This window comes from Pseudomonas sp. CFBP13528, assembly GCF_005233615.1.
Classification (GTDB): Bacteria; Pseudomonadota; Gammaproteobacteria; order Pseudomonadales; family Pseudomonadaceae; genus Aquipseudomonas; species Aquipseudomonas fluorescens_AM.
In genome coordinates this window covers 254,359-273,759 of sequence record NZ_QGAJ01000001.1, presented here as the reverse complement: position 1 = coordinate 273,759, position 19,401 = coordinate 254,359, and the positions used below count along the sequence as shown (strand labels likewise).

Annotated in this window: 13 protein-coding genes; 2 read left to right on the top strand and 11 right to left on the bottom strand. The window is 64.5% G+C overall.

All coding sequences use genetic code 11. The features are described from left to right. The first annotated feature begins 6 nt into the window (after positions 1-6). Positions 7-2,082 (top strand): ATP-dependent DNA helicase RecG, encoded by a 2,076-nt coding sequence (gene recG, locus PspCFBP13528_RS01245; protein ID WP_065953247.1) that lies wholly within the window; start codon positions 7-9, stop codon positions 2,080-2,082. Positions 2,083-2,289: 207 nt separating this feature from the next. Continuing rightward, positions 2,290-3,690, top strand: coding sequence for an aminoacyl-tRNA deacylase and HDOD domain-containing protein (locus PspCFBP13528_RS01240; RefSeq protein ID WP_065953248.1), 1,401 nt, complete (start codon positions 2,290-2,292; stop codon positions 3,688-3,690). A gap of 130 nt (positions 3,691-3,820) precedes the next feature. Here the strand turns inward: PspCFBP13528_RS01240 and PspCFBP13528_RS01235 are convergent, their stop codons facing one another. From PspCFBP13528_RS01235 to tssK, 11 genes are all read right to left on the bottom strand, one after another. Next, entirely contained in the window at positions 3,821-4,195 is a 375-nt protein-coding gene (locus PspCFBP13528_RS01235) for a hypothetical protein (RefSeq protein ID WP_003195530.1), read from the bottom strand. Positions 4,196-4,319: 124 nt separating this feature from the next. Further along, positions 4,320-5,243, bottom strand: a complete 924-nt coding sequence (tagQ, locus tag PspCFBP13528_RS01230; RefSeq protein WP_137199508.1) for a type VI secretion system-associated lipoprotein TagQ — start codon at positions 5,241-5,243, stop codon at positions 4,320-4,322. An 84-nt stretch (positions 5,244-5,327) separates the two neighbouring features. After that, positions 5,328-7,040 (bottom strand): SUMF1/EgtB/PvdO family nonheme iron enzyme, encoded by a 1,713-nt coding sequence (locus tag PspCFBP13528_RS01225; RefSeq protein WP_065953250.1) that lies wholly within the window; start codon positions 7,038-7,040, stop codon positions 5,328-5,330. Beyond that, positions 7,033-8,217 (bottom strand): ABC transporter permease, encoded by a 1,185-nt coding sequence (locus PspCFBP13528_RS01220; protein ID WP_065953251.1) that lies wholly within the window; start codon positions 8,215-8,217, stop codon positions 7,033-7,035. Before PspCFBP13528_RS01220 ends, PspCFBP13528_RS01225 begins: the two co-directional genes overlap by 8 nt. Further along, positions 8,217-8,921 carry an ABC transporter ATP-binding protein gene (locus PspCFBP13528_RS01215; RefSeq protein WP_065953252.1) on the bottom strand — a complete coding sequence of 235 codons (705 nt, stop codon included), beginning with the start codon at positions 8,919-8,921 and terminating at the stop codon, positions 8,217-8,219. Before PspCFBP13528_RS01215 ends, PspCFBP13528_RS01220 begins: the two co-directional genes overlap by 1 nt. Beyond that, on the bottom strand, positions 8,921-11,899 hold the full coding sequence (locus PspCFBP13528_RS01210; RefSeq protein ID WP_137199507.1) for a serine/threonine-protein kinase: 2,979 nt from the start codon (positions 11,897-11,899) through the stop codon (positions 8,921-8,923). The genes PspCFBP13528_RS01215 and PspCFBP13528_RS01210 overlap by 1 nt, the downstream gene beginning before the upstream one ends. Continuing rightward, on the bottom strand, positions 11,896-12,615 hold the full coding sequence (locus PspCFBP13528_RS01205; protein ID WP_065886928.1) for a protein phosphatase 2C domain-containing protein: 720 nt from the start codon (positions 12,613-12,615) through the stop codon (positions 11,896-11,898). The genes PspCFBP13528_RS01210 and PspCFBP13528_RS01205 overlap by 4 nt, the downstream gene beginning before the upstream one ends. Next, the gene (gene tagF / locus PspCFBP13528_RS01200) at positions 12,616-13,269 is read right to left on the bottom strand and encodes a type VI secretion system-associated protein TagF (RefSeq protein WP_137199506.1); all 654 of its coding nucleotides are present in this window, start codon (positions 13,267-13,269) and stop codon (positions 12,616-12,618) included. Then, positions 13,266-16,766 carry a type VI secretion system membrane subunit TssM gene (tssM, locus tag PspCFBP13528_RS01195; protein ID WP_137199505.1) on the bottom strand — a complete coding sequence of 1,167 codons (3,501 nt, stop codon included), beginning with the start codon at positions 16,764-16,766 and terminating at the stop codon, positions 13,266-13,268. The genes tagF and tssM overlap by 4 nt, the downstream gene beginning before the upstream one ends. Next, complete coding sequence (locus PspCFBP13528_RS01190) at positions 16,763-18,052, bottom strand: DotU family type VI secretion system protein (protein ID WP_137199504.1); 1,290 nt, start codon at positions 18,050-18,052, stop codon at positions 16,763-16,765. Before PspCFBP13528_RS01190 ends, tssM begins: the two co-directional genes overlap by 4 nt. 6 nt (positions 18,053-18,058) lie before the next feature. Then, complete coding sequence (gene tssK / locus PspCFBP13528_RS01185; protein ID WP_065953257.1) at positions 18,059-19,393, bottom strand: type VI secretion system baseplate subunit TssK; 1,335 nt, start codon at positions 19,391-19,393, stop codon at positions 18,059-18,061. Between the last annotated feature and the right edge of the window lie 8 nt (positions 19,394-19,401).

Below are 19,401 nucleotides of genomic sequence, written 5' to 3'. Positions count from 1 at the left end.
AACGGTATGACAGAGCTGTCGCAGGTGCCGGTGACGGCACTCAAGGGTGTCGGTGAAGCCATGGCCGAGAAACTGGCCAAGGTCGGCCTGGAAAATCTTCAGGACGTGCTGTTCCACCTGCCGCTGCGCTACCAGGATCGCACCCGGGTCGTGCCCATTGGCCATTTGCGTCCCGGCCAGGACGCGGTGATCGAAGGCACTGTCAGTGGCGCCGACGTGGTGATGGGCAAGCGCCGCAGCCTGGTGGTGCGCCTGCAGGACGGTACCGGTGGCCTGAGCCTGCGCTTCTATCACTTCAGCAATGCGCAGAAAGACGGCCTCAAGCGCGGCACCCGCGTGCGCTGCTACGGCGAAGCGCGTCCAGGTGCGTCGGGCCTGGAGATCTATCACCCGGAGTACCGCGCCATTACCGGCGACGAACCGCCGCCGGTGGACACCACTCTCACGCCTATCTACCCGCTGACCGAAGGCCTCACCCAGCAGCGCCTGCGCCAGTTGTGCATGCAGACCCTGACGATGCTCGGCCCGCAAAGCCTGCCCGACTGGTTGCCGCTGGAGCTGGCGCGCGACTATCAACTGGCACCGCTGGCCGATGCGATTCGCTACCTGCACCACCCGCCGGCCGACGCCGATGTCGACGAGCTCGCCCTCGGCCATCACTGGGCGCAGCACCGCCTGGCCTTCGAAGAACTGCTGACCCATCAACTGTCCCAGCAGCGCTTGCGCGAAAGCATGCGCTCGCTGCGCGCTCCGGCGATGCCCAAGGCCACGCGCCTGCCCGCGCAATATCTGGCCAACCTGGGCTTTGCACCGACCGGCGCCCAGCAACGCGTCGGCAACGAAATTGCCTACGACCTCAGCCAGCAGGAACCGATGCTGCGCCTGATCCAGGGCGATGTGGGCGCAGGCAAGACCGTGGTCGCTGCCCTCGCCGCCTTGCAGGCCCTGGAAGCCGGGTACCAGGTCGCGCTGATGGCACCGACGGAAATCCTCGCTGAACAGCACTTCATCACCTTCAAACGCTGGCTCGAGCCGCTGGGGTTGGAAGTCGCGTGGCTGGCCGGCAAGCTCAAGGGCAAGAACCGTGCAGCCGCCCTCGAGCAAATCGCCGCTGGCGCGCCCATGGTGGTGGGTACCCATGCATTGTTCCAGGACGAAGTGCAGTTCAAGAACCTGGCGCTGGTGATCATCGACGAACAGCACCGCTTCGGCGTGCAACAGCGCCTGGCTCTGCGCCAGAAAGGCGTGGGCGGGCGCATGAACCCGCACCAGTTGATCATGACCGCCACGCCGATCCCACGCACCCTGGCCATGAGTGCCTACGCCGACCTCGACACCTCGATCCTCGACGAACTGCCGCCCGGCCGCACGCCGGTCAACACCGTGCTGGTCACCGACACGCGGCGCGTCGAAGTGATCGAGCGGGTGCGCGGCGCCTGCGCCGAAGGCCGCCAGGCGTACTGGGTGTGTACGCTGATCGAAGAGTCCGAAGAGCTGACCTGCCAGGCCGCCGAAACCACCTATGAAGACCTCACCAGCGCCCTGGGCGAACTCAAGGTCGGGCTGATCCATGGCCGTATGAAACCGGCCGAAAAAGCCGCGGTGATGGCCGAGTTCAAGGCCGGCAACCTGCAATTGCTGGTGGCCACCACCGTGATCGAAGTCGGTGTGGACGTGCCCAACGCCAGCCTGATGATCATTGAAAACCCCGAGCGCCTGGGCCTGGCTCAACTGCACCAATTGCGCGGCCGCGTCGGTCGGGGCAGCGCCGCCAGCCATTGCGTGCTGCTGTATCACCCGCCGCTGTCGCAGATCGGCCGCCAACGGCTGGGCATCATGCGCGAAACCAACGACGGTTTTGTCATTGCCGAAAAAGACCTCGAATTGCGCGGTCCTGGCGAAATGCTCGGCACCCGCCAGACCGGCCTGCTGCAATTCAAGGTCGCCGACCTGATGCGCGATGCCGACCTGCTGCCCGCCGTGCGCGATGCGGCGCAAGCGCTGCTGGAGCGCTGGCCGGAACATGTCAGCCCGTTGCTCAACCGCTGGCTGCGGCACGGGCAGCAATACGGCCAGGTCTGACGCCCCTCCCCCCTGTAGGAGCGAGCTTGCTCGCGAAAACCGCCCTGACGACGCGGTCATCCAGAATGCCAGCGTTATCGTTAACGATTTTCGCGAGCAAGCTCGCTCCTACAGGGGCCGCGCACCCGATCACAAACCAAAGTTAGTCAACCAACAGGTGTAACAAGCTGGTTATACTTCGGTGACTGTAAGAAATTGGATCAGGCCATGTCAGAAGTTGCCCTCGCTACAGCCCCACTGACCGCCCCGCCGGTCATTCGGGCGCTGCTCGCAAAGCTCGCCATTCCCTACACGGAAGTCATCGAACAGCCTGGCCTGAACCCTGCGCGAAAGGTCCAGGCGGTACTGCTCGAAGACGCCGTCGGCGCGCTCATGGTGCTGTTCCCCCAGAGCCAGTTGCTCGACCTCAACCGCCTTACCGAACTCACCGGGCGTCGGCTCACCGCTGTGGCGCCGGAGCGCGTTGAGCGACTATTGGGCACACATGAACTGAACCTGCTGCCGGGCCTGCCGCCACTCACCAGTTCGCCTTGCCTGTATGAAGGCTGCCTGCTCAACGAGCCGAGCCTGTTGGTGCATTCGGGCGAAGCCGGGTTGCTGCTGGAAATCGCCAGCGAGCACTTCAAGACCATGCTGACCAAAGCCAGCGCCGCGCAGTTTGGCGAGCCGCTGAGCAAGATTCGCCCCAACCTCGACCGCCCCAATGATGACCGTGAGGAAATCACCCAGGCGATGCAGGCCTTCACCGCCCGCCGTATTCAGCAACGCCTGGAAGCGACCATCGAGATCCCGCCGCTGGCCGATACCGCGCAGAAGATCATCAAACTGCGCGTCGACCCCAACGCCACCATCGATGACATCACCGGCGTGGTGGAAACCGACCCGGCACTGGCCGCCCAGGTGGTGAGCTGGGCGGCGTCACCCTACTACGCTTCGCCGGGCAAGATCCGCTCGGTGGAAGACGCCATCGTGCGCGTACTGGGCTTCGATCTGGTGATCAACCTGGCGCTGGGCCTGGCCCTGGGTAAAACCCTGAGCCTGCCCAAGGACCGTCCGCACCCGTCCACGCCGTACTGGCACCAATCGATCTACACCGCCGCCGTGATTGAGGGCCTGACCCGCGCCATGCCCCGCGCCCAGCGCCCCGAAGCCGGCTTGACCTACCTCGCCGGCCTGCTGCATAACTTCGGCTACCTGCTGCTGGCCCACGTTTTCCCGCCGCACTTCTCGCTGATCTGCCGCCACCTGGAGGTCAACCCGCATGTGTGCCACAGCTATGTCGAGCAACACCTGCTCGGTATCAGCCGCGAGCAGATCGGTGCCTGGCTGATGCGCTACTGGGACATGCCGGACGAGCTGTCCACCGCTCTGCGCTTCCAACACGACCCCACCTATGACGGGCAGTACGCTGAATACCCGAATCTGGTGTGCCTGGCCGTGCGCCTGTTGCGCAGCCGAGGCATTGGTTCCGGGCCGGATGAGGCGATTCCGGATGCGCTGCTTGAGCGTCTGGGCTTGAGCCGTGAGAAGGCTGAGGAAGTGGTCGGTAAAGTGCTGGATGCCGAGGTGCTGTTGCGGGAGCTGGCTTCACAGTTCAGCCAGGGATGAATGTGTAGCCTGTCAGGCCGCTATCGGGGGCAAGCCCCCTCCCACATTTGATCGAGTTCCAGCGTTGGAATGTGGCCGAATGTGGGAGGGGGCTTGCTCCCGCTGAATCCAGCTCGGTCTCCCTGAAAGCCTACTTCTTTTTCTTCGGCTTCAAATACTTGGTCAACCCCTGGAACCAGATCACCAGCGCCGGGTTGCCCTTGATCTGGATCGACTTGTCCTGAATCCCCGTCATGAATGCCAGTTGCTTGTTCTTCGCCTGCATCGTGGCGAAGCCGTAGGCGGCATCCTTGAAGGCGATCGCAAACGCCGGCGCCGGGTGTACGCCCGAGCGGCTGGTGATGCGCTGGTCTTTGACGATGAAGTGACGGGCAACCTTGCCGTCGAGGGTCTGCAACTGGAAGGCCAGGTCTTTGTCACCCAGCTGCTGCTGGAAGGCGGGATTGGTGCGGCTGGCTTTGCCCATCATCAGGCCCAGCACCCACAGGAGAAGACGAAATTTCATGCACACGGCCTCGGTGTAATTATTGAGTGGCCGCAGCAGTGTAACGATTTGCAGGCAGAACGCCACCGATCTCGCGCTTTAGCAGGAGATCGGCTGGCGTTTAACGCTTATAGCAACATGTTACTTAAACGTTAGGGCAAGGCACCGGCGCCCAGTCGGCCAGGTTCGGATCACGGCAGCTGCCCTCAAGCTGAGCCTTGCCGGCGCTGGCGACCTGCTTGCTTTCAGCCTGCTTGGCCTGCACGGTCTGGATGCTCTTCTCGGTGGTCACCGCTTCTTGTGGCACCACTGGCAGCACTTTCTTTTTCGGCGGCTTGACGACTTTCTTGCCTTTGGCTGGCGGCGCGACCTGTGTGGTGTCGGCAGTGGCGACGGTGACCACATCATTACGCTGCACCCCCACTTGCTGCAGGTCTTTCTCGTAGGCCTGGGTGTAGTTGTTCAGGTCTTCGCTGGCTTTGCCGTTGACCGCAACGATCAGATCGTTGGATTCCTTCAGGCCTGCCACGATTTCCGCCAGGCGCTTGCGGCCTTCGGTGTCGTTGACGGTCTTGGTCTTGCGGTCTGCCACCAGCTTGGTGAACGCGCTCTGGTAGCACTGCTGCGAAGCCTTGGCATAGGCGGTGCTGCGGTCGATGTCAGAGGCGCTTTTGTTGAAGTCGGTGGAGTAGGAAGCAATGCGCTGGTTGTCATCGGCGATCTGCTTCTGACGCTCGGTGTAGTAGCCCGCCGCGCCGCCCGCCAGGGCACCGCCGGCTGCGCCGATAGCCGCGTTACGGCCGCGCTTTTCCTTGTCGCCGGTCAGGGCGCCGAGCAATGCACCGCCGGCCGCGCCAATAGCGGCGCCGCTCACGACTGACTTGGTCATGTTCGAATCGGTAGCGCGCAGGTGCTGCACCGGCTCGTAGCAGTTCGGGTAGTACTCGACTTTGGTGCTCGACGCGACCTTGGACGCAGGCGACGTAGCGCAACCGGTCAACACGGTGCTGAAACCAGCCGCGATCAGCAGCAGGTGACGCTTGGAAACCGACTTACGGGAAAAAAGCATAGGTGTGATCTCTATTAAGTTTGACTTGCCCAGCACGGCCCACCGCCGTCTGAGTCCCTTCCAAGCTCGCTGGACAGCCAACGATCAAGACCGCTGACCGCTCGCTGCGAGCAATTCCTTCAAGATCGTTGCCGGGTCGGCCCGCTGTTGCTTGCGGTAGTTGCCGACATGGCGAACGAACAGTGTTGCGCGCGTCACCAGGCTCTTGCCGAGCACCGGCTTGCGATCCAACTCTTCCTTGATCCGTTGAAACTGGGCCTGGATCACCGCATCGGTATAGCGCGTACCGGTGGCCAGGTTATCGATATAAATCGCCACCGCGCCATCCAGCGCGCTGCGCCCGTTAGCAATAGCCATGTCGAATAACTGCGCGCTGGCCGTGTCCTTGTTATCCACAGCCTGCTGGCGGCTCTTCTGCAGGTTGGCCAGGCGGATGTTGTAGTTGCTGATGGTCTCGGCCACCAACGCGGCAGACTGGATCAGGTTGCCCGCCGCTTCTTCGCGTTGCTGGGCGATCAGCGAAACGTTGCGCTTGAGTTCTTCGTTGACCAGCCCCAGTTCGGCTTGCAGCTTGGGATCGACGCTGGCGGCGATGATGCTGTCCAGGCGCTTGGTCGGGTCCTGAGCGTCGTCGATGGCGTCGGTCAGCGAGGCGAGGCGTCCTTCTTTCTGCCACTGGGCGAACAGTTCCTTGTAGCGCGAGCGCGGCGCCGACAGCGCGCCAATCGCCACGCGAAAGCCGGTGGTCTCGTTGCTTTGCTCGGTGCCATCGGCGCCAAACAGCGGGTACTCGCGGCGCATGCCGGTAAACAACGTGCCTTCGCCCTCCAGGTAATTGCCGCCCTTGACCACGAAGCCGCCATAAGTGCCCTGGCGGCGCCCTGCGTGCACCAGCTGGAAGGATTCCTGAACCATTTCCGCAGCGTTGCCGATTACATCGAACATACCGATCGGGTTGGGCAATTTGGTGCCGATGGGCATCAACCGCGCCGCCTGTCCGGTGCCTCCCGCAACTTGATTGAACACCGCGTAATCGCCCAGGGGTCCGTCGTTTTCACTGCCCTCGATGCGGCGTGGAAACAGACGCCCTTCCAAATCCTGACGACTCACCGCCTGGCCACCGCGCGCGGCGTACTCCCATTCGACTTCGGTGGGCAGGCGCACAAAGCCCAGGCCGCCGTCTTCGGCCGAGGCACCGCGGCCGCTCACCGGCAGCAACTCGCGGTGGTATTTCATCAGCCAGGCGCTGTACACCGCCGAGAAACGCTCGGCCTCGAAACGCGACAATTTCACTTTAGGCAAACGCCCGGCCATACCCTCAGGCGCATCGCAGGCCGGAGCCGGTTCGCCGCTGGCCAGGGACTGCGCCTGGGACATCACTTGGGCGTACTGGCGGGCCGTCACTTCGTACTTGCCGATGAAGTACAGCATCGGCTTGAGCGGGGTTTTGGCGTCGGTTTTCGGCATCAGCGGCGCGATGATCTTGTTCCAGTCTTTCGGCAGATCCTTGAGGGTGAACTGGCCGTTGATGAAGTCGCGGCGATAGCCGGAAATAAACGACTGCTGGTAGCCCGCCTCGCCTTCGGCAAAGGGATAGCCGAGGCTGACTTCGCGGTCGTCCAGGGTGCCCTGGGCCAACACGTAGGCGTAGCGAAACACCATCTGGCCTTCGCACGGCAGCGGCAGGCTCACGTCGTCCGGCAACGGCTTGGGGTTGTCGAGCTTGTCGCTTGCCTCATCGGCCCAGGCCAGTGAGGCCAGGCTCAGCGCCACACAGGCGCCCAGTAACTTAAACATCTCTGATTCCTTCGCAAGACTGGATACGCGCCACTCGCCAACCCCCACACGCCGCCGCCACGGCGCTGACGCCGAGCACGGCAGCCAGGGCCAGGCCGTAGTGACGCGCCAACAGATGGCTGGCGTATTCGCCCGGCACCTGCACGAATAATCGGTTCAAACCCGCTTCGGCCAGCCCATACAGCCCGGCACTGAGCACCGCGGCAATACTCGCGCTGTACAGCGCCTGCAGCACCACGAACAGCAACAGCGCCGCGGTGGAAAATCCCAGCAGGCGCAACACTGACAACTCCCGTCGCTTACGCGCCACCGCAGCCAACGCGCCGGCGAAGGTCGCGGCAAATGCACCGGCCAGGGCCAACCCGCAGATGATCCAGAATACGATCGACAGGTTGCGACTCAACGACTGCACCTGGGCGATGGTCGGTGCCTGGGTCGACACCGGCAGATTCTGCCCGGCGAAATAGAGGCGCAGCGGTTCCACGTCGGTGAGTCCGCGCGCATACAAGCGAAACGCCGGGTACACCCGCTGCTCGCCCACCGCCACGGCGTCACCCTCCCATCCCAACGCCGGCACTGCGCGGCCATCGCGATAATCTTCCACCGCCTCCAGCAACGCCAGATCCGCAAACAGCCCGTCACGCGCGAAAGCCTCCAACGGCAATACCGCCCGCACCTGCAACCGCGCTCGCTGGGCCTCGACGCGCCCGGCCAGTTGCCGCGCAAAGCGCGTCTCCAGCCAGTCGCCGGGCCGCGCCGCGAGCTTCTCGGCGGCGGTATGGCTGAGCACGATCTGGTCCAGACCCTCAGGTATCGGCAAGCCGACCAGCAGCGGGTCGCCCGGCGCGGTCGGCAGCATTTCCAGGACCAAGGCGCCGACCTGCGCGGTCGCCGCAATCTGCCGCGTACGCGGTATGGCAAACGCCACATCGCTGCGCTGGCCAAGCTGCTCGACGAAAGCGCTGCTGAATCGACCGCCGCCCAACGGAATAATTTCACGGGTAGCGGGGTCGGTCTCCAGGCGTTGGGTCAAACTGCCAACCAGTCCAAATTTCAGGCCAAATAACACCAGCAACGGCGCGATGACCGCCACCAGTGCCAGCACCGAGCAGGCCGACAGCCACGCATCGTTGCGGTAGTCCTGCCAGGCAAGCGACGCAACCAGACCGATGCGCATCAGCAGGCCTCCCCGAGCGTGGCCGTGACACCGCCGTCGGCATCGCGTCGGCAACCGATGCGGTGCACCTGCAAGCCGCTGGCGCGGGCCAAGGGTTCATCATGCGTGGCGATCACACAGGCGGCGCGGTGTTCACGGGCCTGGGCCAGCAGTGCCTGCATCACGCGCTCGGCATTGAGCGGGTCGAGGGACGCCGTCGGCTCATCGGCCAACACCAGTTGCGGTGCATGGGCCAGGGCGCGGGCGCAGCTCACGCGTTGGCGCTGGCCCACCGACAGCGCCGCCGGACGCTTGTCCAGTTGATCGCTGATTTGCAGCTGCTCGGCCAGGCGCGCCACGCTGCCGTCGTCCTTCAAACCCAGCAACTGCCGGGACAAGGCAATATTGCCGCGTACATCGAGAAATTCGAGCAGCCCGCCGGTTTGCAGCACATAGCCCAGATGCCGGCTGCGCAATCGGGCCAGGTCGGTCTGCCGGTCCGCGCGCCACAGCCCATCGATGTCGACCTGGTTGAGTTCGAACTGCCCGATCCGGTCCGGCGCCAGCACCAGTGCGAGCATATCCAGCAAGGTGCTTTTGCCGCAGCCGCTGGGCCCGACAATCGCCAACTGCTCACCCGCACGCACGTGCAGCGCCGGAATCACCAGGCTGTAGCGCTGGCTGCCGACGCCCCGGCTCTTGTGCACCGCGTTCAGGCTCAGCATCACGGCAACGTCGACAACGGCACGCGGTACAACGCATCGCCCGGCTCGGCATCGCCGAACCGCACCCAGTTGGCCAGGTCATTGTGGAAGGTCTCGTAGAGACGGATTTTCGAATCCAGCTCGTCGATAAAATCTTCCTGCTCGGCCACGCTCAACGACAACCACAGGTCCTGGGTCATGTTCAGCGATTTGCTGCGATACGGCAGCCCCTCCAGGTACTCGCCCAACAGGCCGCCGTCGGCCAGGTTGCCGCCCTTGCGCAGGGCTTGCGGGTCACGGCTCATGTAGGCCGACGCGCTGGCAATTTCCTGGAAGAAGTCCTTGGGCGAGCTTTGGGTCTTGCGCGCCGCATCGACGATTAATTTCAGCGACTGCTGCAAGTCGTTCAGCTGCAATTTGGTCAGCATCACGCACACCTGGAAAGCCGGCAGCGCCGGGTTGGTCAGGTCGCGGTCGGCGGTCCAGGCGCTGACCAGTTGCGGTGCCTGGCTTGCGGTTTTACGGCCGAGGAAATCCATGTGCATGGCATAGCCGACGGCTGCGGATTTGTCCGCCAGGCTCGGCGCGGCACTGAGCAAAGGCACTGGCTGCGGCGTGTTGCTGCGCACCTGATGCACGAGGTTGGCGAACACCGTGCCGATCTCATCGACACGCTCACCCAGCTTGCGTACATCGCCGCCCGGCACCGGCGTGTACAGGTCGCCGATCTGCGGGTTGGCGTCGGCGGTCAGGACGCGATACTGACTCTCGGCGCCGGCATGGGTTTTCTTGCCGGCATCGGTGCGCAGATGCAACGCGTAGATCTTGATCTGCTTGCCCAGCGCCGCCTGGCGCACTTCGGCTTCGTTCATCTGGGTGGCGGCGAACGGGTCGTTCTTGCGCAGCGCACCGGCATCGGAGACCAGCAGGATGATGCGCCCGCCGTAGCCGGACCAGTCCATGCCGTCCACCGCCTGCATCACGCCGGCAAACGCGTCTTCGTTGAACGAGTGGCTGGACACCGTCGAGGCCTTGACCTGCCGCGCCATGTCGAGGAAACGCTGCGGATCGCGGCCCTGATCAAGGGTGATCAGGGTTTTGGCCACGTATTCCAGGCCGGGGGTTTTCTTGATGCTGTTGCGAAAACCCACCAGGCCGAAGCTGACGCTGTCCAGCTCGCCGCGCTCGGCGATGCGGGTTTGCAGCTCGTGCACCACGTCGCGCACTTGATCGATATAGGGCTGCATCGACACAGTGGTGTCGACCACCAGCACCACAGCGGTACGGAAGGCGTCGGCATGGGCACTGAGCGCGGGCGCCGAAGGCTTGGCGACCGCGCTGCTGCCAGGGTCGATGGACGCCACGTTGAGCAACTGCACCGGTTGGCCGTTTTCGTCGAAGCTCTCTTTGGAATCAAAAATCGGCAACAGGTAGAACTGGTCTTGCGGCACCGCGCTGGCGGTGGGTTCTAGGGCCAGGACTTGCTGGTTGTCCTCACGGTTACTTTGCGCCTTGGCCAACGCACTTTTCGCCGCAGCCGGATCGCCCAACAGTTTTTCCACCTCGCCGGACTGACGCAGGAACATCACTGGCGCACGCCCCGAGCGTTCGGTGAACTTGAGCACCAGGCTTTGTTTCCAGTCACTGACTTGGGAGGCGGGCAACCAACCGTCGCTGCGCCCGTCGGTAGCGGCGCCGACACGCACCCAAGGGCTGCCGTCGATATCTTTGCGCTGGTACACGTAGAGCACGGAAAACGCGGGTAGCGCCTTGCCCGGCGCGCTGCCCGCCTCGTTGGAAAGCTTGGCGCCGGGCTTGCTGAGCACGCGCTGGAACAGCGTTTTCTTGCCCGCCATCAGCAACGGTCGTTGACCACCGTCCACTTCAGCGACGGCTACGGGCGGCGTCACCTTGGGAACCACGGCAGCCGGCGGTTGGGCAGGCTCATCGCTACCGCTCAGCCACCAATAGCTGGCACCACCGATGGCCAGTGCCACCGCAACCGCCACGGCGGCCAATGCCAGCACCGGCCCACGGCGCTGTTCGGACGGGGCGTTGTGCTGCGTTGGCGTCACGACCGGTTGGCGCACTATCGGCTGCGGCTGCGGTTTGTCGGTGGGTATGTCGACGGTGACAGGGGTCATGCCCGCCAGGTCAAAACTCAGTGGAATCGGCAGCGGCCGCACCAGGGTAGCCTCCGGCGACTCCGCCGGCAGGTTGTCCAGGGCCAGCAGTAATGCGTCGGCATCCGCGAAACGCTCCGCCGGATCCTTGGCCAACAACTTGCGCAGCACCTCCTGGTAACGGCCGTGGTGCACCGGCAATTCCGGCAACGGCTCAGTCAGGTGCGCGAGCGCCGTCGAAAGCGCATCGGTTCCGCGGTACGGCAGCTCGCCGACCAGGATTTCGTACAGCACCACGCCCAGCGCATACAGGTCGGCGCGACCGTCGATCTCCTGGCCGCGTGCCTGTTCCGGGCTCATGTAGCTCGGCGTGCCCACGGCGAAGCCGGCCTGGGTGAACTGGGTGCGGTCGTCCAGGGACTTGGCGATACCGAAGTCCGACAACACCGCCGTGCCATCGGCGCGGAACAGGATGTTTGCCGGTTTCACATCGCGGTGTACCAGCCCCTGGGCATGGGCATAACCGAGCGCCGAGGCAATCTGGCGGATCAGCGTCACGCCCTGCTCCGGGGTCAGCCCGGCGGCAATGCGCTCTTTGAGCGTACCGTTGGGCAGGTACTCCATGGCCATGTAATACATTTCACCGACATTGCCGATGTCATGAATGGTCACCGTGTGCGGGTGCGACAGGCGCGCCAGGGTCTTGCCCTCGCGCAGGAAGCGTTCGCAGAACGTAGGGTCGGCCGCCAGGGCCGCCGCCATCACCTTCAACGCCACCTTGCGTTCCAGCGAGCGCTGGGTCGCCAGGTAGACGTTGGCCATGGCGCCTTCGCCGATCTCGCCTTCGATGGCATAGCCCGGGATCTCGATGATCATGACGAGACCTTCACGACGATCGTGGTGATGTTGTCCGGCGCGCCGCGATTGAGCCCCAGGTGGACCAGGCTGCGCACGATTTCATCCGGCGCGTCATGGCCGAGCACTTCGCCAATCTCATGATCCTCGACGGTCTTGGTCAGGCCGTCGCTGCACAGCAGGTAGCTGTCGCCGGGGGCGATCAACAGCTCCACCGAGGCCACGTTCAGTTGCGCTTCCACGCCCACCGCGCGGGTGACGATATTGGCGCGTGGGTGCACGCGGGCATCGGCTTCGCTGAGCAGGCCGCTGTCTTGCAGGTCCTGCACATAGCTGTGATCGCGGGAGAGGCTTTCCAGCTCACCGTCGCGCAGGCGGTACAGGCGACTGTCGCCGGCCCACAGGCACACCCCACGCAAGCCGCGTGCGGCCAGCACCACCACGGTGCTGCCCATCATGGTCACGCCACGGTTGGCGGTTTCTTCGCGTACCGCCGCGTTGATGCGAATCAGGTCGTTGCGCAAGGCGGCCGCGTATTCGTCGAGGGAGCGCCCCACCGGTACAGCGCGCAAGCTGTCGACGATCAGGCTGCTGACGTAATCCCCCGCCGCGTGCCCGCCCATGCCATCGGCCACCACCCACAGGCGGTTCTCCGGCAGCTCCAGGCAAGCATCTTCGTTGACCTGGCGGACCATGCCCACATGGCTTTTGCTCGCGGATTTGTAAGTCGCCCCCATCTACACCACACCTTCTTGTCCGAGCAGAAACTGCGCAAAATCGCTGGCGGCAGGCAAGCCCTGACACCGTAATAAACCGGGAGAAATACGCTGCGAACCGCGTCCCCACCACAGGCTGGCACCTTCGCAGGCTTGTTCGGCCAGCGCCGTCATGCGCCCGTGGGGCACGGTGGCGGCCACGCGTTGCAGGCCGGCGAAACGGCTGTCGAGCGCACGCGGCTCACTCGCCGGAACGCCCAGGGCGTCGAGGCCGGCGTTGAAGTTTTCGAAGGTAGCGCCACTGTCCAGGGTGCTGAGCAACAGCTCTTCGGCCTGCTCAAACCAGGCATCCGGCCCGCCGACCAGAGACGCGGGGTTGGTGTCGTGGTCGAGCAACACCACCACGGCCAGCGGGAAATACCGCCCGACCCGGTCGATACTCGGCATCACCACACCCGCCGCCGCATCCGGTCCGCACACCCCGGGCGCCAAGACAAAGCGCCACAGCGGGCTGACCAGGTAAGCGTTGAGCCAGTCGCCGCCCAGGCTGTTCTGGCTGGCGAGCAGCCCCGCCGCCAGCCAGCTGTCCCAGGGGCCGATAAAGCTCTGGGGCAAGGCGCGGCTGACAAAATCACCACGACTGGCCAACTTGCCGTAGAAACCCAGCGTCGTCATAGCCGCTCCGGCAAGCTGAAGCCGCTGAGCACGCGGCTCTTGAACGGGTTGAAGGCGCTGTTGGCGCGCAATTCGTAAGCGATGCTCGCGCCGTCGACCCGCAGGCGCAGGTTGAAGCGGTCCGGCGAGTTGCCGGCGGTCAGGTCCGATTGCTCCAGCAGGCGGAACCAGGCCCACGGGCCGTCCAGCGTCACACCGGAACGCCCGCTGGCCGAGGGCGGCATGATGGAAATACGCACCACGCCAATGCTGCCGGGGTTCGGCCATTGCATCGCCACCGGGCGGCTCGGGCCGTGGTCATAGCTCAGTTGCTGGCCGTCGAGGTCCAGCAGGAACTGGGTGATGGTCGGGTCCATCGACACCGGCTTGAGTTCGAAGCGCACGATAGGTTGCGTGCCCCCGGACCTGAAGAACGCATCGCGAATAGCCGCCGCGCGCTGGAAGGTCTGCAGCACGCCCGGCGCGATACCGAGCTTCTGCGCCGCGCCCGGCTGCCAGCGCCAGGTCTGCGCCGAGGTATCCACATAGGGCTGCAGGTACTTACGGAAGTAGTTATCCATCACCCCGCCGACGCCGAAGAACTGGCCGAAGTCATCCAGGGTCGCGTCCCGCGCACTGCCGGGCGACATCGGATAGCGTCCGGCCAGGGACTGGCGATACACGTTGACCACTTCGCTGACCCAGGCCGCGTTCAACTGGTTACGCACCCCGCCCATCATGCTGTTGGTGGTGGAATTGACCACCGACTTGACCATGCCCTGCACCAGCGGCGGTTGGCGCTCGGCATTCAGGCTGACCCGCGTGGCCGCAGCCGCCGCCTGGTTCTTGGCTTCGCCGAGCAGCGCATCGCCGCTGGCACCGACCATGGCGCTGACCTGCACATACAGCGCATTCATGTCCGAGAGCAGGCTGTCGATGGCCGCCGGCTCGCCTTCGTTTTTACTGACGATGCTGTTGAGTTCGGCAAAGTGCGCGGTGACTGGATCATCCGCAGCCACCGGCGCATTCGCCGTGGGTTGTTCCTGGCCGAGCAAGCTGCCCAAGCGCTCCTTGAGCTTGTCGACACCGCCTTCCACCGGCACACCCTTGGCGGCCAGTTGACGCTCTTCGGCCTGCAGGTCGGTTTCCCTGGCCACCGCCACCAGCAGCTTTTTCAGCGGTGAGGTCGGCCCCGAGATAACCCGCAGCACGTCGGCGGCCTGGGCCACGCTGGTGATCGGCACAAAGTCGATGTCGGCGAGCAACGCGTCCCACTGGCGCTGATAGTCCTGGAAATACAGGCGGCGCACATCGGCGGCCAGGCTCACCACGTTCTGCTGGTCGGCCTGTTCCTGGCCCAGGACCCATTGCTCTTCAGCCAGGGTGCCAGTCTGGTTCAGGCTGCTCAACAAAAACGCCTGGCGATAGCCCCTGGCGGTGAAGAAACCACTCAACGGCTCGCCCAACGGCTTGCCGCTCTTGCGACTGAACACCAGCGCGGCATCACGGCCGGCCGCTTCGTTGAGGCGAAAGTCCGCAATACCTTCAGGCAGTTTCTGGCGTTTGACCCGGTCGTAGACACGCTGGGCCACCGGCAGTTGTTGCAGTTGGCGGCGCAGGTCGTCGATCAGGCGTGGGTCAAGACGCGCATTCGGTGGGTGACGGTCAAACAGTGCCTGCAAGTGCCCGGTCAAGGCCTGGCGCTGATCGGCCGGCAGGTCGCGTGGCAGGTTGCGGTCCCAGTCGAGGGCGATCCAGGCCTTGATGAAGTCCGGGTCGTAATGCTCGTTGTCGGCCAGCATCAGATAGGCCTTGAGGCCTTCGTAGAGGAAGTCCGAGTTGCCGCCGCCGTGCAGTTGTTCTTCGATGCGCGTGACCAGGCGCGGGGCGAAGACCGCGATCAGCAACTTGCGATAGACGCTTGCGGATTCGGCTTCGAGCATGTCGCCCTGGTACAGCCCCAGCCCTTCGGACCAGCTTGGCGAATCGCCGGCCAGGTGCTTCACCGCGTTGAGCAAAGGCAGCACGGCCAATACGTCACGCTGCGCCGGGCTCAGGTTCTGCACGGTCTGGCCCAGGGGAGCGACTTTCTGATCGACCTGGGCGATATACGTCTGGTTGGCGCGATAACTCACCCACCACAGGCTGCTGACCACCACCACCAAGGCCACCGTGGCCGCGAGGACACCCCGGGCGAGCCACTTGCGACGGCGCTCGACTTTCGGGTTCACCCCGACCAGGCCACGTTCGGCAAAGGCCACGGCGGTGAAGAGTTTTTCGATGAAGTAACTGCGCCCGGTGCCGCTCTGGCGCGCCAAGTGTTGGCGGTCCAGGTTCATGCTCTGGGCCATGGCGCCGATCAGACGGTCAATCGGGCTGCCTTCCTGGGTGCCGCTGGTGAAGTACACGCCGCGCAGCAGCGCACGCTCTTCAAAGGCATTGGGTTTGAACACGCCCTCGAGGAAGCTCTGCAGGCAGTCCTTCAATGCGCCGAACTGCTGCGGGAAACCGTAGATCAGGTCGCGCCGCGCCGGGTCGCGTTCCTGTTGCAGGCGTTCCACCAGGCGTTCGTTAAGACGCTGTTCCAGACCGGCGAATTCGCTTTGCAGATGCGCCAACGGGCTGTCGCTATGCTTGCCGTCGTCCAGGGCAAAGGTCATGCCCCACACCTGGGCGCGCTCTTCCTTGCTCAGGTTGTCGAAGAACTCCATGAAGCCCGGCACCAGGTCGAGCTTGGTCAGCATCAGGTAGATCGGGAAACGCACGCCCAATTGGGTGTACAGCTCCTGGATACGCAGGCGAATCGCGGCGGCATGGGCGGCGCGCTCGGCATCGGTGCCCAGCAGCAGGTCCGACAGGCTGATGGCAATGAAGGCACCGTCGATGGGCCGACGTGAGCGCTGCTTTTTCAGCAGGTCGAGAAAGCCCAGCCACGCGGCTTTATCCACCGTCGAGTTGCTGTCCTGGGTGGTGTAGCGACCGGCGGTGTCGAGCAGTACGGCCTGGTCGGTAAACCACCAGTCGCAGTTGCGCGTGCCGCCGACGCCGCGCACCGCCCCCGCGCCCAATTGCGCAGCCAGGGGGAAGTGCAGCCCGGAATTGACCAGTGCGGTGGTCTTGCCCGAACCCGGCGGGCCGATGATCACGTACCACGGCAGCTCATACAGATTGCGGCGTTCGTCGCCACCGAGCTTGGCTTTCTTGAGCAGCGTGAGGGCTTCGTCCATGCGCTGGCGCAGGGTCGACAGCTCTTCGGCGGTCGCGACGCTATTGGGGTCGGCCGGGGTTTCGGCGGCCAGGCTGCGCATCACTTCGGCGGCCTGGCGGCGCGCCTGGATGATGCGCAACACGCGGTAGGCCATCCACAGTGCAAACACCAGGATGATCAGCGCCCAGCGGCGTCCCTCGGGCACCAGCACGTCGAGTAACGGCCCGACAAACCAGATGATCAGGCTCAGGGCGATCAACCCCAGCACGGGGATCACCCAGCGAATCATGAAACTGAAAAACGCCTTCACTCGACGCCCTCCGCCAATACGGTGATTTCAACCCGACGATTGCGGGCACGGCCTTCGGCAGTACTGTTGGTGGCCAACGGCTCGGTGTCGCTGCGGCCTTCGGCGCTGAAGCGCTCGGCCTGGCCGGTCTTGGCCGCGAGGATCTCCAGCACCGACTTGGCCCGCGCTTCGGACAGCGCCCAGTTCGACGGAAAGCGCAGGGTGGCAATCGGGCGGTTGTCGCTGTGGCCGGTGACACGCACCTGACCCTTGACCTTGCGGATGGCATCAGCAATGCGCAGCATCAGCGGCTGATAGTCATCGACGATGCTGGAACTGGCGGACGCAAACAGTTCATCGCCACGAATCGTCACCACAGAGCGGTCCACCTTGTCTTCCAAGGCTACGCGGCCGGCCTTGATGTCTTCGGCCAGGAAGCCGGCCAGGCGTGGCCGCTCGATCACTTTCGGTTGCGCCACCGGACGGTCGATGGCTTGCACCGGAATCTCGCCCAGGGCATGGATATTCTTGAACACCGGCTCGGCATCCGAGGCCAGCTTCATGCGCAGGCCAAACAGCAACGCCAGCAGCAGCGCCAGGCCGATCGCCAGCGCAATCCACGGCGGCATGAATTGCGCCAGGCGATCGCGCGCCACGGTCACGCCGCGCCAGTGCGGCGACAGCTCACGCTCGTGTTCGCCACGGGCATTGCGAATCGCCGCGGCAGTGCGCTCGCGCAAGGCTTCCAATTGACTGCGCCCGTCGGTCATCACGCGGTAGCGGCCTTCAAAACCCAGGCACATGCACAGGTACAGCAGCTCCAGCAGGTACAGGCGCTCCCGCGGGCTTTGCAGGCAGTGGTCGAGCAACTGAAAGACCTTTTCACCGCCCCAGGCTTCGTTGTGCACGGTGATCAGCAAGCTCTGTTTGCCCCAATCGCTGGTGCTGCCCCAGGGCGTACTCAGCACGGCTTCGTCCAGGGCAGTGCACAGCGCGTAACGGGCCAGCAGCACTTCGTTGCGCGCCACGCCGGCGGCTTCGGCGCGCTCTTCAAACTGGCGCAGATAGGCCAATAACTGCGCGCGCAGGCTGGCCGGCGCCGGGTGTGCAAGGGTGTTACGCAACCGCGTCAGCAAGGCCAGCAACGGGCCGGCGGCGCTTTCCAGCGGGTTGAGGCCCTGGCTTTTGCCGGTGAGCATCGGCGCGGCCGGCATCGACAAAGGTGCAGGTTCCGCGCGCGCAGGTTCGGGTGCTCGGCCGCCCGGGCGCGGCATGAACTGTGTGCGGTCATCATCATTGGGATGCATCGCGGATTATCCTCGGATCGCCCAGAAGGCCAGGTTCAAGCCCGGGAACTGCCCGGCGATGTGAAAGGCGAAACCGCCGGAATTGCTCAACTGCTGCCAGTGTTCGCTGCCCCGGTCCAGCTCGTAATAGGTACTGCCTGCGTGGTAGGGCAATTGGCGTGGCGCCACCGGCAATGGCAGCAGGCCGATGCCCGGCAATTGCAGGTTGACCATGTCGCGGATGTGCTCCACCGAGCCGACTTTGCTCTGCTGGCCGAAGCGCGCGCGCAGGGTTTCGCCGGGCACGTCGGCACGTACCACGAGGATGAAGCTGGCGTTGTCGAGCAGGGTCTTGTCCGCCAGCATCGCCACGTGGATACCGTAGGCCTTCTCCACAATCGGGATCGGCGTGGCCTTGCTGTCGATCAGCATCGACAGCGCCTCACGCAGGGCGGCCATCACCGGGGCGAAGCTCAGGGCCAGGTCGTCGTGCTGGTACTGCGGGTATTCCTGGGGGCGGCGGCCAGAGGTCGAGAATGTCGAAAACTCACCGGCCAGGCTCACCAGCTCACTGAAGAAACGCTCCGGGTGCAGCGGGCTCAACTGGCTCAAATGCTGAATCAACGGCTGGGCGCGGTTGACCAGTTGCAGCAGCATGAAGTCGGCGATTTCCGATGCGCCGCCAGCGCCCGACGCCACCACACGGCCAGCCAGGGCTTCGCCACGCTGGTGCAGCAGGCCGAGCAGCTCGCTGCGAAAGGCCGTCAGCGGCTTGCTCGCGACCACGTCCAATACCGGCGGGATGTACGTGTCGTCGAGCACCAGTGCGCGGTCGGCGCGCTTTTCCTTGATGCGCACCAGCCCGATGGCGGCGTAGTCGCTGATGCCGTCCTGGGCGGTCAGCAAACGCAATGCCCTGGAGCCCACAGCCACCGGCGCGCGGTTTTCGAAGGGCGCGTTGTCGTCGCGCACTTCACGCACCTGGCTCACATAACGCGCGGCTTCCAACGCCTCGCCTTCGTCCACCGTGTCACGCGCACCGGCACGCTTGAGCGGCAGGGCCAGGTACACCAGACCGTCGCGCAGGTTGTCGTCGATATTCAGCGGACTCGGCGCCAGATCGTCCTGGGGGATATTGAACGGCGTACCGTCAGGCAGCAGGCCACGGGCCGACACGATTGCCAGCTTGCCCTGGGCGAGCAGGCCCTGGTCGATCAGCAACTCGGAAAAGCCCCAGGCACCCGCTGACAAAGGACGGCTGCGGGCGTCGATCAGGTTTTCCAGGTAACGGTCATGCTGCTGGAAGTGCTGCGTTCCGATGAACATGCCTTCCGACCAGACCACGCGATTGTTCCAGGACATGGGGGCTC

Coding starts and splice junctions, on each gene's coding strand:
- tagF (WP_137199506.1), bottom strand. CDS start 13,269: ATGACGACGCTGGGTTTCTACGGCAAGTTGGCCAGTCGTGGTGATTTT.
- PspCFBP13528_RS01190 (WP_137199504.1), bottom strand. CDS start 18,052: ATGCATCCCAATGATGATGACCGCACACAGTTCATGCCGCGCCCGGGC.
- tssK (WP_065953257.1), bottom strand. CDS start 19,393: ATGTCCTGGAACAATCGCGTGGTCTGGTCGGAAGGCATGTTCATCGGA.
- PspCFBP13528_RS01205 (WP_065886928.1), bottom strand. CDS start 12,615: ATGGGGGCGACTTACAAATCCGCGAGCAAAAGCCATGTGGGCATGGTC.
- PspCFBP13528_RS01240 (WP_065953248.1), top strand. CDS start 2,290: ATGTCAGAAGTTGCCCTCGCTACAGCCCCACTGACCGCCCCGCCGGTC.
- PspCFBP13528_RS01215 (WP_065953252.1), bottom strand. CDS start 8,921: ATGCTGAGCCTGAACGCGGTGCACAAGAGCCGGGGCGTCGGCAGCCAG.
- PspCFBP13528_RS01220 (WP_065953251.1), bottom strand. CDS start 8,217: ATGCGCATCGGTCTGGTTGCGTCGCTTGCCTGGCAGGACTACCGCAAC.
- tagQ (WP_137199508.1), bottom strand. CDS start 5,243: ATGCTTTTTTCCCGTAAGTCGGTTTCCAAGCGTCACCTGCTGCTGATC.
- PspCFBP13528_RS01235 (WP_003195530.1), bottom strand. CDS start 4,195: ATGAAATTTCGTCTTCTCCTGTGGGTGCTGGGCCTGATGATGGGCAAA.
- PspCFBP13528_RS01225 (WP_065953250.1), bottom strand. CDS start 7,040: ATGTTTAAGTTACTGGGCGCCTGTGTGGCGCTGAGCCTGGCCTCACTG.
- PspCFBP13528_RS01210 (WP_137199507.1), bottom strand. CDS start 11,899: ATGATCATCGAGATCCCGGGCTATGCCATCGAAGGCGAGATCGGCGAA.
- recG (WP_065953247.1), top strand. CDS start 7: ATGACAGAGCTGTCGCAGGTGCCGGTGACGGCACTCAAGGGTGTCGGT.